Raw genomic sequence first — 15,371 nt, forward strand, 5'->3', positions numbered from 1 at the left:
TCCGAAAGTCCCATGGACCTCGCACGCCGCCGCCCACCGGGCGACGATGAGACGACCGAGCCCCACCTGACAAGCCGAGGCACAGATTGAACGCGACGACGTCCGCCCGAAGCTCCTGCGGGACCTTCGCCCACGACGACCAGCTCCCCCGGGTGCCGCTGCCCGCGCTTGCCGAGAGCTGCGAGCGATTCCTCGTCTGGTCCGCGCCGCTGCTGACCCCGGCCGAGCGCGAGCGAACCGCGGCGGCGGTGGCCGCCTTCCAGGCCCCGGGCGGCCCCGGCCCGATCCTGCACGCCGAGCTGGAGCGCTACGACGCCCGCGAGGGCGTGCACAGCTGGCTGGACGACTTCTGGGACTCCCGCTACCTCGGCCGGCGTGACCGCATCGCCCTCAACGCCAACTACGTCTTCCTGTTCGCCGACGCCGAGCTGTCCACCGACCGACCGCAGGTCGAGCGGGCCGCGGGCCTCATCGCCGCCGCCGTCGACTACAAGCTGCGCCTGGACGACGAGCGGGTCGAGCCGGTCACGCAGCGCGGTACTCCGCTGTCGATGGCGCAGAACACGTTCCTGTTCTCCACCACCCGCATCCCGGGCGTGCCGCAGGACACCGTCCGCACCCCCTACAGCGCCGACTGGCCCGGCCCGTCGCAGGCCCGCCACATCGTCGTCCTGCACCGGGGCAACCTGGTCCGGATGGACGTCGTCGGCCCCGACGGAGCCCCGTACACCCTCGACGACCTCACCGCGGGCCTCGACGCCGTCCTCAAGGCCACCCCGACGCGGGCCCCGGCGGACACGGCGGTCGGCCAGCTCACCACCGGGGCGCGCGCCGAGTGGGCGGGCAACCGCGCCCGTCTGCTGGCCCTCGACCCGGCGAACGCCGCCGCGCTGGACACCGTCGAGACCGCGCTGTTCTGCGTCGGGCTGGAGGACGTCAACCCGGATGGCAACCTCGCCGCCTGCGACCAGCTTCTGCACGGCGATGCCGCCAACCGCTGGTTCGACAAGTCGGTGTCGCTGATCGTCTTTCCGGACGGCCGCGCGGGTATCAACGTGGAGCACTGCGGCCTGGACGGCACGACGATCCTCAGCTTCGTCGACGACCTGCTCGCCACCTCACCGCGGGAACACTCCGCCGCCTCCGGCGCCCGTCCACAGGGCCTGCCCGCCGTCGACCCGGTCGAGTTCGTCCTCGACGACGAGCTGCGGGCCGACGTCGCCGCCGCAGGGGAGGCTTTCGCCGCCTTCGCCGCCGGCACCGCGTCGACCGTGCTGACCTTCGACGACTTCGGCCAGAACCAGGCCAAGCGGCTGCGGATGTCCCCCGACGCGTTCGTCCAGCTCGCCTACCAGCTGGCCCATGTGCGGTCCAAGGGGCACATCGGCGCCACCTACGAGTCGATCGCCACCCGCGGCTGGCGGCGCGGGCGCACCGAGGCGATGCGCGTGGTCACCCCGCAGGTCGTCGCCTTCGTCGAAGCCATGCAGGACCCGGCCGTGGACGCGGCGGCGCGGCGGGCCGCGTTCCGCGCCGCCGCGGACGCCCACGTGACCCGGGCCCGCGACTGCCAGGGCGGGCGGGCTCCCGAGCAGCACCTGTGGGAGCTGCAGTTCATCGCCCGCCGCCGCGGCGCCGAGCTCGGCGTCGCCGAGGAGTCCCTCGCGCTGTACTCGACGCCGGGCTGGCTGAAGACCCGTGACGACTTCCTGAGCACCAGCTCGGCGCCGTCGGTCAACGTCGAGTTCTTCGGCTTCGGCTCGACGAGCGCCCAGTGCGTCGGCGTGGCGTACGTGCTGCTGCCAGACCGGTTCAACCTCTACCTGAGCACCCCCCGCCCGGTCGCCGACGGCATGCACGCCTTCGCCGACGAGCTCACCCGCGCCCTGCGCGAACTCCAGGACCTGCTCGCCTCCGAGCCCCCGCGGGAGTAACCGACTCCGGGCACACCACACGACAGCCCCGCCCAGCCCGACCCCCGTCGAGGGCCGGGCCGGGCGGGGTCAGCGGCGGCGGGTGTCGGGCAGACGGGTGGGGCCGACGTGGCGGTCGAGCCAGTCGCGCAGCAGGCGCATCTCGCGCCAGGCGGCGGCCACCTGACCGGCGCATTCGGGAGTCGCGAGCCACGGCGGCTCGCCGTACTCACGGTGGACGGTGATCGTCCGGTGCCGGAGCAGCTCGATGCGGGGATGGTCCGCGTCGTAGCCGCGCGGGCGGGTCTTCAGCCGGTTGCCGGAGATCTCGTAGCCCTCCTCCCGCAGGCGATCGACGACCGCTTCCAGCTTCGGGCCGGTGACGTCGTCGGCGATCGCCGCCCGTAGCCGCTCCACCTGGTCGGACGCCGTCTGCCAGTAGCCGCAGGCCACCATCAGGCCGTTCGCCGACACCTGGACGTAGCCGCCGCCGGTGATGTAGGCGCCGATCGCCGTCTTGTACGGCGACTTGTCCTTGGAGAACCGGACGTCGCGATGCGGCCGGAACAGGTGCGACTCGCCGAACTCCGGCTCGAGCGCGGTCAGCAGGGCGAGCATCGGCCCGCGCACCGCCTTGTCGTAGAGATCGCGATGATCCGTCCAGTACGCCTTGCTGTTGTCCGCCTCCAGCCCCTCGTAGAAGATCAGCGCCTCGGCGGGGAACCCGGCGAACTCGGGCACCGTCCCGCTGCTCACGACCGACCCCTCCCCTCCTGTACCAGGATGGACACTCGTCGCGGCGCAGCCTACGGGCCACCACCGACAGCACCGGGCATCGTCCGCGGCGGGACTCGCCGGGTGGACGTCTCGCGTGCGCGGCGCCGGTGTTGGAAGGATGCGGCGGGTGCAGCATGGATCCCGTCCCCTGCCCGGCGGCCTCGTCGGGCTGGATCTGGACGGGCCGTCCGCGCCGCCGGACGCGCCCGGGGACCTGCCCGCCGTCGTCGCCGCCGACCTGCGGGTGCGGCGCGGTGCGCATCGGCGCGGGCAGGGCGGCCACGAGGTCATCCACGGGATCTCGTTCCAGGTGCGCCGCGGCAGCGTCACCGGAGTGATCGGGCCCAGTGGCTGCGGCAAGACCACGCTGCTGCGGTCGATCGTGGGCGTGCAGAGCGGGGTCGACGGGCAGCTGCGGGTCCTCGGCTACGCGGCGGGCGACAGCTGCCTGCGCCGGCGGGTCGGCTACGCGACCCAGGCCGCCTCGGTATACGGGGATCTGACCGTCCGCGAGAACCTGCACTACTTCATCGAGGTCGTCCGGGCCGGCGATCCCGGCGACCCGACCTGGGCGCCCGGCTACCTGGACGCGCTGATCGCCAGCGTCGGGCTGACCGAGCAGGCCTCGATGCTGGTGGAGCGTCTCTCCGGCGGCCAGCGGTCCCGGGTGTCCCTCGCCGCGGCGATGATCAGCGGGACCGACGTGCTCGTCCTCGACGAGCCGACCGTCGGGGCCGACCCGCTGCTACGCCGGAGCCTGTGGGCGGACTTCCGGACGCTGGCCCGTGGTGGCATGACCATCCTGGTCAGCTCGCACGTAATGGACGAGGCCAACCGCTGCGACCGGCTGCTGCTGCTCTACGAGGGACGGCTGCTCGCCGAGGGGAGCCCGGCCCAGCTGCTCGCCACGACCGACTGCGGCGACCTGGAGGAAGGATTCCTCCGCCTCGTCGAGAACCCCCGCCGCCCGTCACCCGTCGTCTCTCTCGACGATGCCACGACTCGCCCCCGCACCACGGCTCGCCCCCACACCACGGGTCACCCGCACCCCGCAGGGCGCCCGCAGGCAGCCGAGGACGGTCCGCCGGGCCAATCCCACCCCGTCACGGCCGACGACGACGGCATTGACGACGTCGCCGGCACCGACGACCTGGCCGGCACCGACGACGTGGCCGACGACGTGGCGGACGACGTGGCGGACGACGACGGCCGCCGTGGCGGGATCGGGGCTGGCGGTCGTCGCGGGCGGGGGCGCGACGCGGGCCGGGCGGCGCGACGCGGCGCGGGCCATCCCCCAGGGGTCGCGCCCTGCCCGCCCCGGCGGCCGGTCAGCACACTGCGCACGCGGGCCACGGCCGGCCGGGTGCTGCGCCAGCTCGGCCGCGACCGGCGGACCATCGCCCTGGTCCTGGTTCTTCCGCCGGTGCTGCTGCTGACGCTGCGCCTGCTCTTCCACCGCTCGCCGGACACCTTCGACCGTGCGGGGGCGGCGCTGCTCGGTGTCTTCCCGCTGATGACGATGTTCTTCGTGACGTCCGTCGCCATGCTGCGCGAGCGCACCTCCGGGACGCTCGAGCGGCTGCTCACCACTCCGGTCGGCCGTGGGGACCTGCTCGTCGGCTATGGGCTGGCGTTCGCGGTCGTCGCGGCGGCGCAGGCCGCGCTGGCCACGGCGCTGACCGTCGCCGCGCTCGGGCTCACCGTGCGGGGCTCCGCGTCGATGCTCTTCGTCGCGGCGATCCTGAGTTCGTTCCTCGGCACGGCGCTCGGCCTGTGGATGAGCGCCTTCGCCCGGACCGAGTTCGAGGCGGTCCAGCTCATCCCGGCCGCGCTCATCCCCCAGTTCATGCTCTGCGGCACCCTCGTCCCCCGCCAGGACATGCTGCCCGCGCTCGACCGGCTGAGCGTTGTCATGCCGATGACCTACGTGGTGGACGCGATGGGCCGGCTGACGGAGTCGGACGCCATCGACCGCCTGCTGGTCCGGGACCTCGTGATTGTGATCGGCTGCACACTTGCCGCTCTCAGCCTCGCCGCGGTCACGCTCCGCCGCCGCCACCCCTGATCAGCCCCGCGCGCGCCGCGGGAGCGCGTATGCCCGGCCACCGGCGCGAACGCCGTGGTTGTTACGATCAGCCCGTCATCCCGGCACGGGGTGGCGCACATCTCTAAGGGGGAACGGGGTGCGGCGCGCCCTCGGCGCCACCGGCCCGGCCTGGGCAACCGTCGGCCACCGTGGGCGGTTGGATGAAGCACACCCGCCACGGCCGGCCCAGACGCGTCACCCGCATCGGGCTACCATCGACATGTCTGCCGCCACGTCAGCGTCGGCGGATCGGACGCAGCCCGGGCACGCCCGGTGAGGGCCGGCCATTCCCGGCGGACGGGTCGGCCGAGGACCAATGACGGAGACGGCATGGAGAGGACGGTCGGCGGTGGATGGATGAGTCCGCCCACGGATTCCCGTCCGATGACGACCCTCGCGACCGGCCGCCGCGTCGGCGCCCCCCAGGGCAGCCACCGGTGACCGAGGCCGATCAGGCCCCCGCCCAGACCAACCCGCGGCGCGACGCTCCCCACCGTTCCCCGTCGACCGCGCCCACCCCGCCAGCCGAGCCGCGCTCCCAGGCCAGGTCGCGGACCCGGCCGGAGGCGAGCGTGCCCGCCGCCCCGGACGCGCGCGCCCAGCCAGCGCCCCAGGCCCAGGCCCAGGCGGCGGCGCCACCTTCGCAGCCCGGCGCGACGCGATCCACCCGGCCGGGAGCGGCGGGCATCGCCACCACGGCCGAGCTCGCCGAGCTGCGCCGCCGTCTCGGCATGCCCATGGCGGCCGAAACCGGCCCCGCCGACCCGCCACCGCGCCCCGCCGCCACGGGCGGCGACAGCCAGGAACCCGGACCGCCGCGGCCCCCCGCGCGCGACGACCGCCCGACGCCGGGAACGGGGCCGGGAACGGGGCCGCGGTCCGCGGCATCCCCGGATCCCGCTCCCGCGCTGGACCCGGCGTTGCACGCGGCCGCCCGACGGGATCAGCGCCGTCGCAACCGCGGCGAGGACCCCGAGTACGGCCGGCAGGCCGACCCGCCGGAGCATTTCGCCCGCGACACGGGATGGGCGCGTGACCGGGAGGCGGACGCCGACGGCGCCCATCGCCAGGGGCACGGGTACGGCCACGGCAGCCAGTTCGGGTACGGCCAGGTCCGTGATCCGCGCCGCGAACACGGGCCGGCGCGGGCCTGGGAACAGGCGGGCTGGGACAGCACGGCCACCATCCGCCGGGGTGATCCCCGCCGCGACGACACACTGCGACCGGACGCGCGCGGTGGCGCGGGCCACGACGACGTCCCGCGCCCCGCCGGCCGTGACGGCGGTGGCGCCGTGGGCGGTCTCGACGGTGGTGGTTCCCGGGGCGTGGGCCGCGCTCGGGAGGCGGACGCGCGCCTCGCCGGTCCCGCCCGCGACGGGCGGCCGGGCGGTGAGCCATCGCGCCGGGTGGAGCCGTTCGACCACGAGCGCACCCAGATCATCCGAGGTCTGCGCAGCCGGCGGGTGCCCGGCGCGGAGAGCTTCCGGGTGCCGCACGCGCCGACGGCCGAGGGCCTGATCCCGATGTCCGGGACGATGACCGGCGAGTTCTTCCTCGGCAGCCTCATCCGACCGGAGACGGCGGCGCCCGGCCGTGGCGACCGCCTGGCCGGTGGTGCGCGCGGGCACGGCGGCGGCGCCCCCGCGGACGGCGCGTCGGCCACCGAGCCGGCCGACTACGGCCTGGCCGACCTCAGCGAGGAGATCGGCGCCGGCGGGCGGCACCGCGTCGAGCGGACCACCCACGGCTCGTCCCGGTCGCGGGCCATCTGGACGCTGGTCGACCAGGTGCTCTCCAGCGGCACGAACGCCGTGATGTCGTTCGTGATCGCCAACAGCGTCAGCAGCACGTCGGAGTTCGGTGCCTTCGGCATCGCCTTCGCGATCTTCTCGCTGATGATCGGCTTCTCGAAGGCGGCGGGCACCTCGCCGCTGGGCATCAAGTTCGCGGATGCCTCCCCGCGGGTCTTCCGCGCGGCGGGCGCGGCGGGGACCGGCACCGCCTTCGTGATCGGGCTGCTGTCCGGCGTGGTGACTCTGGTCGTCGGGCTCGGCGTGGGTGGGGCGGTCGGGAAGTCGCTCGTGGCGATGGGGCTGGTGTTCCCGGCGCTGCTGTTGCAGGACGCCTGGCGGCAGGTGTTCTTCGCCGAGGGCAGACCGGCTGCCGCCGCGATCAACGACGGCGTGTGGGCCGTCGTCCAGTTCGCGGCGATCTTCGCGCTGATCGTCCGCGACGTGACGACCTCGTGGGCGATGCTGCTCGCCTGGGGCGGCGCGGCCGCGGTCGCGGCGGTGCTCGGCATCTACCAGGCCGGGTTCACCCCGGCGACCGGGCAGCTGCGCGCCTGGCTCGCGGAGCACCGCGACATCAACGGCTACATGAGCGCCGAGTACCTGACCGTGCAGGGCGCCCAGCAGGCGTCCACGCTCCTGCTCGGCACGCTGGGGGCGATCGACCTCGTCGGCGCCCTGCGCGGCGTGCAGACCCTGCTCGGGCCCACGACGATCCTCGCCGTAGGCATCGTCAGCTGGGCGATCCCGGAGTTCTCCCGCCGCAAGGACATGTCGGCGAGTGCTCGGCTGCGCGCCGCCTACGCGCTGTCCGCGGTGATCGTCGGTGTCGGCGTGGTGTGGGGAATGATCTTCCTGGTGCTGCCGACGAGCGTCGGGCACGCGCTGCTCGGTGACACCTGGGAGCAGACCCACCATCTGCTCGCGCTGTCCATCGTGCAGCAGGCCGGACCGGCCGCCACCGTGGGCCCTGCCTGCATGCTCTACGCTCTGGGCAAGGCCAAGCTGACATTCCGCGCGAACCTGATCCTCGCCCCGCAGCTGCTGGTCTATCCGGTGGTGGGATTGGAACTCGGCGGTGCGACCGGCGCCGTCGTCGGCTACATCGCCGCGTTCTGGATCACCGTGCCGTTCTGGTTCCTGCTGGTAGCCTCCGCCGCCCGTGAGGCCGAGCGGGAGGCCGGCGCCGCCGCGGAGGATCCGGCGCAGGCCGACAGCGAGATGGCCGAGAAGGTGGGCGACGTGTCGGCTGCCGGGCCGGGAGCGTCGTGACGCCCGGGCGCGGCAGCACCGGCGACGGCGCAAGGTATATGTAGGATCTCGACCGGCGTCAAGACCGTTCCTGTGAATGCCGCCCGCTCGGGGCGGGGGAGTTGAGATGATTCTGCGCATCCTGTATCGCTCGGTTGGTTCCGAGAACTCGAAGAACCGGCCGTCCTTCTACAGCAAGCAGCTCGCGCTCGCGTCCCTCCTGCGCGCCGTGGAAAGGGTCGGCATCCCGACACGGATCGTCTTCGTCAACGATGGCTCGATCCCGGCGGATCGGCTGTCCCTGATGTCGGCGGCGGGCGAGGTCGTTCAGGTCACCTGTGGCAGCAACCGCTCGTCCTATCGACACGTGCTGCGCATGCCCCGGCTGCGGCGGTGGGCGCCCGACGATCTGGTATGGCTGGCCGAAGACGACTATCTGTACACAGAGCGCTCCATGTCGGCGCTTGTCTCCGCAGCCGCGGCCCGACCCGACGCCGAGTATTTCACCCTGTACAGCACGGTGCGCTTCACCGAGGCGTCGACCCGACGCCGCCCCCAGGTCGAGCAAAGCGACGGCAGTCCGAGCGGTGTCCCTCTCGTCGACGGCGTCCCCTGGGTCCGCGCCGCCACCACGACCAGCACGTTCGGCGTACGCGTCGGCACGCTGGTGCAGGACGAGCGGCTGCTGCGCTCGATCCCCTTCGTCGGCGGCGCGTTCGACCGGGCGACCTGCCTGACCCTGCAGGGCATGCAGCCCTTCCGGCTGGCGGACCTCGGCGGGGAGCCGCCGCGGGAGCAGCCGCCGACAGCCGCCGGCCGCATCGCCCGCCGCGCCGCGCTGACCGGCCTGCGCGCCTCGCTGAACGCCGTGGCGCTGGCCCGCCCCGAGCGGCGCCGGCGGACCATGATCGTTCCGGAGCCGTCGCTGGCCACCCACATGGAGCTTGGTGGCGCGCTCGTCCCCGGCCACGACTGGCCGGCCGAGGCCGAGGCCGTCGCGCAGTGGCTGCGCGAGCGCGAGGAGCCGCTGCCCGCGCGCCGGGCGCCCGAGCCCGCGCCGAGCGCCGCGCCCCTCACGCCGACCATGCCCGCCATCGCGTCCGGGATGACCACGGCCAGTCCGACACCGCACCGCCCGTCAGCCGCGTGAGTGGTCTCCGAGCATCGCTGTTCGCAGTGGGTCGCCGGCCGCGCCGGCCACGGCCCGCGATCCTCACGGTCGTGCTGGTCCTCGGCCTGCTGGCCGCCGGGCTGGGCGCGTGCTCCGGTTCCTCGAACGACACCGACCCGAGCCCGGCCGGGGTGCGCTGGGTGTCGGGTGCGAACGGCAACTATCCCGACGCCGTCAACGCCTGGGGCACCTTCACCGGCAACAAGGTCGGTCTCGCGGTCGTCTTCACCGTCCGCAAGGACTGGGCAAGCATGGTCTCGGCGGACTGGCCGGCGTCCGCGTTCCCCCGGGACAGGTTCCCCGGCGAGCTGTCGATCGCGCAGCCGCTGTACCCGCCGGACGGCAACGAGGCCACCTGTGCCACCGGCGCCTACGATGACTACTGGCGGACGTTCGGCACCACCCTGACGAAGCACGGCCGGGCCGACGCCTACATCCGGCTCGGCTGGGAGTTCAACGGCGGCTACATGTACTGGCACGTGCGCGACCCCGAGGCCTGGAAGGCGTGCTTCCGCCGGGAGGTCACCGCGCTGCGTTCCACCGCGCCCGGCGTGAAAATCGACTGGAACATGAACGCCCACAACGACACGCTGCCCGGCAGCGGGCGGGACGTGTGGGACGCCTATCCCGGCGACGAGTACGTCGACATCGTCAGCATCGACTCCTACGACCACTTCCCCGCATCCGCCAGCGAGACGACCTGGAACCGGCAGTGCCACATGCGTTCCGGGCTGTGCACGGTCATCCAGTTCGCCCGCGCGCACGGCAAGAAGTTCGCGGTTCCGGAGTGGGGCCTCGTCCGCTCGAACGGCGGCGGCGGGGACAACCCGTTCTACATCCACAAGATGTACGAGACGTTCGCCGCCAACGCGAAGGATCTCGCCTACGAGGCCTACTACAACAACGCCGAGCCGGAGAACGTCCGCTCGTCGCTGTACCAGCCGAGCCTCAACCCGAAGGCGTCCAAACGCTACCTGAAGCTCTTCGGCGCGCAGTGACCCCGCGGCACCGGGCCCGGTGCCGCCCGGGACGCCGGCGGACGGCGTCGGCCGGTGACGCCCGCGCCCGCCGGAGGGTTCGTTCGGACCGTTAGGGTTGGTGTCAAGAGTTCGACGGCGGAAATGTGGGTGGGGCTGTGGTGGATCGCCAGGACTGGATGACCAGGGCCGCGGATGACGCGATCGAACGAGCGGCTCGGCGCCCGGGCGACGGCACGGTCGTCTGCGCGTCCGGCATCAGTCCGTCGGGGCCCATCCACCTCGGCAATCTGCGGGAGATCCTCGTCCCGCACCTGGTCGCCGAGGAGATCCGGTCCCGCGGGGTCCCCTGTGAGCACATCCTGTCCTGGGACGACTACGATCGGCTGCGCAAGGTGCCCGCCGGCGTGCCCACCGACTTCGCCGAGCACGTCGGCCGGCCGCTGAGCGCGGTCCCCGACCCGTGGGGCGAGTTCCCGAACTGGGCCGAGCGGTTCAAGGCGCCGTTCCGCGCGGCGCTGGGCCGCCTCGGCATCGAGGTCCGGGAGATCAGCCAGACCGAGATGTACCGCGCGGGCGCCTACGCGGACGGCATCGCCCGCGCGGTCGCCGCCGCCGGCACCATCGACGCCATCCTCGGCCGCTACCGCACCCTCGTACCGGCGCCCGGCGACACTGACAGCACCGGCGGCGCCGGCGGTGGGGTCGGCGCCGCCGGCCGCCCGAAGGCCGGCGGCGGCGGGAAGGCCGGGCGTGGGGGCCGGGCTGGTCGCGGCGCCGCGGACGCCGACCCGGCCGCCGGGGCGGATGTCGACGTCGCCGCCGACGAGGGGGCCGCAGAGGACGAGGAGTCCGCGTCGGCGGTCGGGTACTTCCCGTTCCGCCCGTACTGCGACGTCTGCGGCCGCGACACGACAGCCGTCGCCGCGTTCGACGGCGCGTCCGGGCAGGGCGACTACACCTGCCACTCCTGCGCCAACCACGGGCGGTTCGACATCCGCGGCCCGGCGACCGGGAAGCTGGTGTGGAAGGTCGACTGGCCGATGCGCTGGGCCTTCGAGAACGTGTCGTTCGAGGCCGGCGGGGTGGATCACTCCTCCCCCGGCTCCAGCTTCACGGTCGGCGGGAGCATCGTGCGGGAGGTGTTCGACGGCGAGGCGCCGGTGTACCTGCCGTACTCGTTCGTCGGCGTGCGCGGGCGGGCGAAGCTGTCCGGCTCCGCCGGCGGGGCTCCGACCCCGGCGGACGCGCTGCAGATCCTCGAACCGGCGATCGTGCGGTGGATCTACGCCCGACGCCGGCCGAACCAGGCGATCACCGTCGATTTCGGGCCGGAGGTGTTGCGTGTCTATGACGAGTGGGACGCGCTGAACCGCCGCGCCGCCGAGGGTGGCGTGGAGCCGGCGGAGGCCGCGGTGCTGGACCGCTCCCGTGCGACCGCGGCTCGCGGCCCGGTCGACGCGCCGCGCACGGTGTTCCCGTTCCGGCTGCTGTCGTCGATCTGCGACATCACCGCCGACGACCCGACCCAGATCCTGCGGATCCTGCGCCAGGCCCGCGCCACCGGCCCCGCGGGCTCAGCCGACACGGCACCGTTCGACCTCGCCGACCTGCGGCCCCGGCTGGACTGCGCCCGGGCCTGGACCCGTGAACATGTCCCGGCCGAGGCGCGGACCATCGTGCGGACCGAGCCGGACCGGGCAACGCTCGCGTCCCTCGGCGCCGACGAGGCGAAGGCGCTGGAGATCCTCGTTGACGGACTTGACCAGGACTGGTCGCTGGACGGACTGACAGCGCTTACCTACGCGGTGCCGAAGCTCCTGCGCGGGCTACCCGCCGACGCACCGCCCACGGCCGAGCTCAAGCAGGCACAGCGAGCCTTCTTCGTGCTCGTCTACCAGCTGCTGGTGGGCCGGGACACCGGCCCGCGGCTGCCCACGCTGCTGCTCGCCGTCGGCCCCGAGCGGATCCGCACCCTGCTGACCGGCGGGGCTGGCTGACCGGCAGGGCTGGCTGACCGGCGGGGCTGGCTGACCGGCGGGGCTGGCTGACCGGCGGGGCTGGCTGACGGCCGGCGCCCGACCCCGTGACACATGGTCGGGGACGGGCACCGGCGGCCTGGGGGCCGCGCTCAGGCCAGCGCGGCGTCGAGGTCCTTGCGGATCTCCTCAGGGGTGACGGTCGGCTCGTAGCGGCGCACGACGTTGCCCGCCCCGTCGACGAGGAACTTGGTGAAGTTCCACTTGACCTCATCGGTGCCGATCGCCTCGGGACGGCTCTTCTGGATGTGCTCGTAGAGGAAGCCGGCGTCCGGACCGAAGTCGCCCGGCGCCTCGGAGCGCAGGTACTGGTAGAGCGGCGTGGCTCCCGAGCCGTTGACCTCGACCTTGTTCAGGACCGGGAACGTGACGTTGTAGTTCGTCGAGCAGAAGCTCTGGATCTCCTCGTTGGTGCCCGGCTCCTGGCCGCCGAACTGGTTGCAGGGGAAGCCGAGGATCTCCAGGCCACGGCCATGCAGCTCCTGGTAGAGCGCTTCGAGCCCCTCGTACTGCGGCGTCAGGCCGCACTTGCTGGCGACGTTGACGATCAGCAGCGTCTGGCCGGCGTAGTCGCCCAGCGAACGGTCGCTGCCGTCGGCGGCTTCCACGGTGAAGTCATGAACAGTCACGGTGAACCTGACTCTCAGATGCGGATGGTCCGGGATGTCGCGGCCGGCTCGTCCGGCCGCCCAACATGCCCGACGCTACCCCACTCACCCTTTTAAATCACCATCCCGGTGACGTAAAACGGGGTCTGGGATGCTCATGGGGTACCGACGTATCCGTGACCGCCCATGGCGGGCCGACCTGGCACCGCCGCGGGACGAGCGAACAGGAACCGCACCCAGATGAGCATCGAACCGGACCTGCTGAAGATCATTGCCTGCCCCGTCGACAAGGGCCCGCTGGAACTGGTCGACGGATGGCTGGTGAACCCGCGCCTCGGCCACCGCTACGAGGTCCGCGACGACGTGCCGATCCTGCTGCGGCCGGATCACGTCGACGCGGCGCAGGCCCGCTCGGGCCGCTGAGCCCACCCTCTCGGCGACCAGCCAGCCGGAGCCGGGCCGGACATGCGACGGGGCCCGAGGATCGCTCCTCGGGCCCCGCGCAACGGTCGAACCGGTCGGCTACTCCCGGCCGAACTGCTCCCGCAGCCGGCGCAGAGCTTCCTCGTCGATCGCCGAGGGGGCCTGGTCGGACTGGGCGGAGGTGTAGGAGGACGGTGCCGCGGCGGCGGCGTCGGCCTCCTGGGCGGCACGGATCTGGGCCTGGTGGGCCTCGAACCGGGTCTGGGCCTCGGCGTACTGCCGCTCCCACTCCGCCTGCTGCTCCTCGAAGCCCGGCAGCCACTCGCCGGTCTCCGAGTCGAAGCCCTCGGGGTAGACGTAGTTGCCCTGCTCGTCGTACTTGGCTTCCATGCCGTACTGGCTCGGGTCGAAGGCCTCGCCGTCGACGGCCAGCCCGGCCACCTCGTTCGCCTGCTTGAGCGACAGGCTGATCCGGCGCCGGTCGAGGTCGATGTCGATCACCTTGACCAGGATCTCGTCACCGACGTTCACGACCTGCTCGGGGATCTCCACGTGCCGCTCGGCGAGCTCGGAGATGTGCACCAGACCCTCGATGCCCTCGTCCACCCGGACGAACGCACCGAACGGCACCAGCTTGGTGACCCGGCCGGGAACGACCTGGCCGATGGCGTGGGTGCGGGCGAACTGGCGCCACGGGTCCTCCTGCGTCGCCTTCAGCGACAGGGAGACCCGCTCGCGGTCGAGGTCGACGTCGAGAACCTCGACGGTGACCTCCTGGCCGACCTCGACCACCTCGGACGGGTGGTCGATGTGCTTCCAGGACAGCTCCGAGACGTGCACCAGCCCGTCGACGCCACCCAGGTCCACGAAGGCACCGAAGTTGACGATGGAGCTGACGACGCCCTTGCGGATCTGGCCCTTGGCCAGCTGCGCCAGGAACTCGGAGCGGACCTCGCTCTGGGTCTGCTCGAGCCAGGCACGCCGCGAGAGCACGACGTTGTTGCGGTTCTTGTCGAGCTCGATGATCTTCGCTTCGAGCTCTCGGCCCACGTAGGGCTGCAGGTCGCGGACTCGGCGCATCTCCACGAGAGAAGCCGGCAGGAAGCCACGCAGGCCGATGTCGAGGATGAGACCACCCTTGACGACCTCGATGACGGTGCCGGTGACGACGCCGTCCTCGTCCTTGAGCTTCTCGATCGTGCCCCAGGCGCGCTCGTACTGGGCGCGCTTCTTGGACAGGATCAGGCGGCCTTCTTTGTCCTCCTTCTGGAGGACAAGGGCCTCGACGTGGTCGCCGACACTCACGACCTCGTGCGGGTCGACATCGTGCTTGATCGACAGCTCGCGGGACGGGATCACGCCCTCGGTCTTGTAACCGATGTCGAGCAGCACCTCGTCGCGATCAACCTTGACGATGATGCCGTCGACGATGTCGCCATCGTTGAAGAACTTGATCGTCTTGTCGACTGCCGCGAGGAAGTCTTCGGCCGAGCCGATGTCGTTGACCGCTACCTGTGGTGTGGTCGGGCTGTGCGCGGTGGTCACGGTCTCCACGGGTCGTACGTCGGTGGTGCTCGTCAAGGGGTCGGCTCCGACTAGGGGTGGTCGTCCGCGCGAGGGCCGGATCGAACCGCCGGGACCGAGGGACAGATACAACGCGGGAAACGAAGAAACTGTCAGAACCGATAACGACGCTCGAGTGGATCCGCTCGGTCTGAGACCCACGGACCCTCGTGCACAGACCCAAGTCTAGGGATGGGTGTCCGGAGTGGTCAACGGGAGTCGGCGCTCCGACGCGCACGACCCGCCTCGGCGGTCACTCTGCGCAGACACAAGACGGCCATATGTAGCTATGGACGGTCGCCGTAACCCCACGCGTCCGCCTGACACACCCGCCGAGGTGGTCCATGCGGTGCCTCGCCCATCGGGCCGCCCGCGGACTCGCGGCCACGCCGCACCCGGACATGCCCGCACAGCACGGCCCGATCGCCGAATTGTCAATCTCGAAGCCGACATATCGGCCCGTGCCTCGACCTGGCGGGCGCGGCCGAGCCATCGCGGTACCAGGCCTCGGCGTGCCCCTGGCGGAATCAGATGGAGGGCAGGCGGTCCGACGGGAACGCGGAGCCGGGACGGACTCCCGCTCCGGTCACTCGGCCTCGCCCGGCCGCCCAGCCTCGCCCGGCCGCTCGGGCCGCCCCGGCCGCGCGGCGCCGTCCGCCGGGCCGCCGAGACCGATCCGGCCACCGGCGGAGATCGGAAGAGCGACGTGAAGGGAAAGAGTGTCTGCTAGCGTGAACAACACGCTCGGCGCCGTCTCATAAAAAAAGAGGGCG

General features: G+C 72.5%; 11 protein-coding genes. 7 read left to right on the plus strand and 4 right to left on the minus strand.

All coding sequences use genetic code 11. The features are described from left to right. Positions 1–86: 86 nt before the first annotated feature. Positions 87–1,934 (plus strand): choline/carnitine O-acyltransferase, encoded by a 1,848-nt coding sequence (locus AC6EXY_RS28545; protein ID WP_499818497.1) that lies wholly within the window; start codon positions 87–89, stop codon positions 1,932–1,934. A gap of 69 nt (positions 1,935–2,003) precedes the next feature. Here AC6EXY_RS28545 and AC6EXY_RS28550 read toward each other — a convergent pair whose 3' ends face one another. Beyond that, positions 2,004–2,669, minus strand: coding sequence for a DUF2461 domain-containing protein (locus tag AC6EXY_RS28550; RefSeq protein ID WP_499818496.1), 666 nt, complete (start codon positions 2,667–2,669; stop codon positions 2,004–2,006). A gap of 148 nt (positions 2,670–2,817) precedes the next feature. On the opposite strand from AC6EXY_RS28550, the gene AC6EXY_RS28555 reads away from it, so the two are divergent. The 5 genes from AC6EXY_RS28555 (at position 2,818) to lysS (ending at position 11,965) form a co-directional block, all read left to right on the plus strand. Further along, positions 2,818–4,755 (plus strand): ABC transporter ATP-binding protein/permease, encoded by a 1,938-nt coding sequence (locus AC6EXY_RS28555; protein ID WP_499818495.1) that lies wholly within the window; start codon positions 2,818–2,820, stop codon positions 4,753–4,755. A 458-nt stretch (positions 4,756–5,213) separates the two neighbouring features. Further along, positions 5,214–7,838: a hypothetical protein gene (locus tag AC6EXY_RS28560; protein ID WP_499818494.1), complete on the plus strand. Its 2,625-nt coding sequence runs from the start codon at positions 5,214–5,216 to the stop codon at positions 7,836–7,838. 106 nt (positions 7,839–7,944) lie between these two features. Next, on the plus strand, positions 7,945–8,967 hold the full coding sequence (locus AC6EXY_RS28565) for a hypothetical protein (protein WP_499818493.1): 1,023 nt from the start codon (positions 7,945–7,947) through the stop codon (positions 8,965–8,967). Beyond that, positions 8,964–9,986: a glycoside hydrolase family 26 protein gene (locus AC6EXY_RS28570; protein ID WP_499818492.1), complete on the plus strand. Its 1,023-nt coding sequence runs from the start codon at positions 8,964–8,966 to the stop codon at positions 9,984–9,986. Before AC6EXY_RS28565 ends, AC6EXY_RS28570 begins: the two co-directional genes overlap by 4 nt. Positions 9,987–10,144: 158 nt before the next feature. Next, positions 10,145–11,965: a lysine--tRNA ligase gene (gene lysS / locus AC6EXY_RS28575; protein ID WP_499818491.1), complete on the plus strand. Its 1,821-nt coding sequence runs from the start codon at positions 10,145–10,147 to the stop codon at positions 11,963–11,965. A 131-nt stretch (positions 11,966–12,096) separates the two neighbouring features. Here lysS and AC6EXY_RS28580 read toward each other — a convergent pair whose 3' ends face one another. Further along, on the minus strand, positions 12,097–12,633 hold the full coding sequence (locus tag AC6EXY_RS28580) for a glutathione peroxidase (RefSeq protein WP_499818490.1): 537 nt from the start codon (positions 12,631–12,633) through the stop codon (positions 12,097–12,099). Between the two features lie 219 nt (positions 12,634–12,852). Here AC6EXY_RS28580 and AC6EXY_RS28585 point away from each other — a divergent pair, with 219 nt between their 5' ends. Continuing rightward, positions 12,853–13,035 carry a Trm112 family protein gene (locus AC6EXY_RS28585; RefSeq protein ID WP_101830336.1) on the plus strand — a complete coding sequence of 61 codons (183 nt, stop codon included), beginning with the start codon at positions 12,853–12,855 and terminating at the stop codon, positions 13,033–13,035. 99 nt (positions 13,036–13,134) lie between these two features. On the opposite strand, the gene rpsA is transcribed toward AC6EXY_RS28585, so the two are convergent. Both rpsA and AC6EXY_RS28595 read right to left on the minus strand, forming a co-directional pair. Next, positions 13,135–14,616: a 30S ribosomal protein S1 gene (gene rpsA / locus AC6EXY_RS28590; protein ID WP_101830335.1), complete on the minus strand. Its 1,482-nt coding sequence runs from the start codon at positions 14,614–14,616 to the stop codon at positions 13,135–13,137. A 568-nt stretch (positions 14,617–15,184) separates the two neighbouring features. Further along, positions 15,185–15,371 (minus strand): hypothetical protein (locus AC6EXY_RS28595; protein WP_499842436.1); only part of this gene is annotated, 187 nt, incomplete at its 5' end.

This window comes from Frankia sp. RB5 (assembly GCF_059816245.1).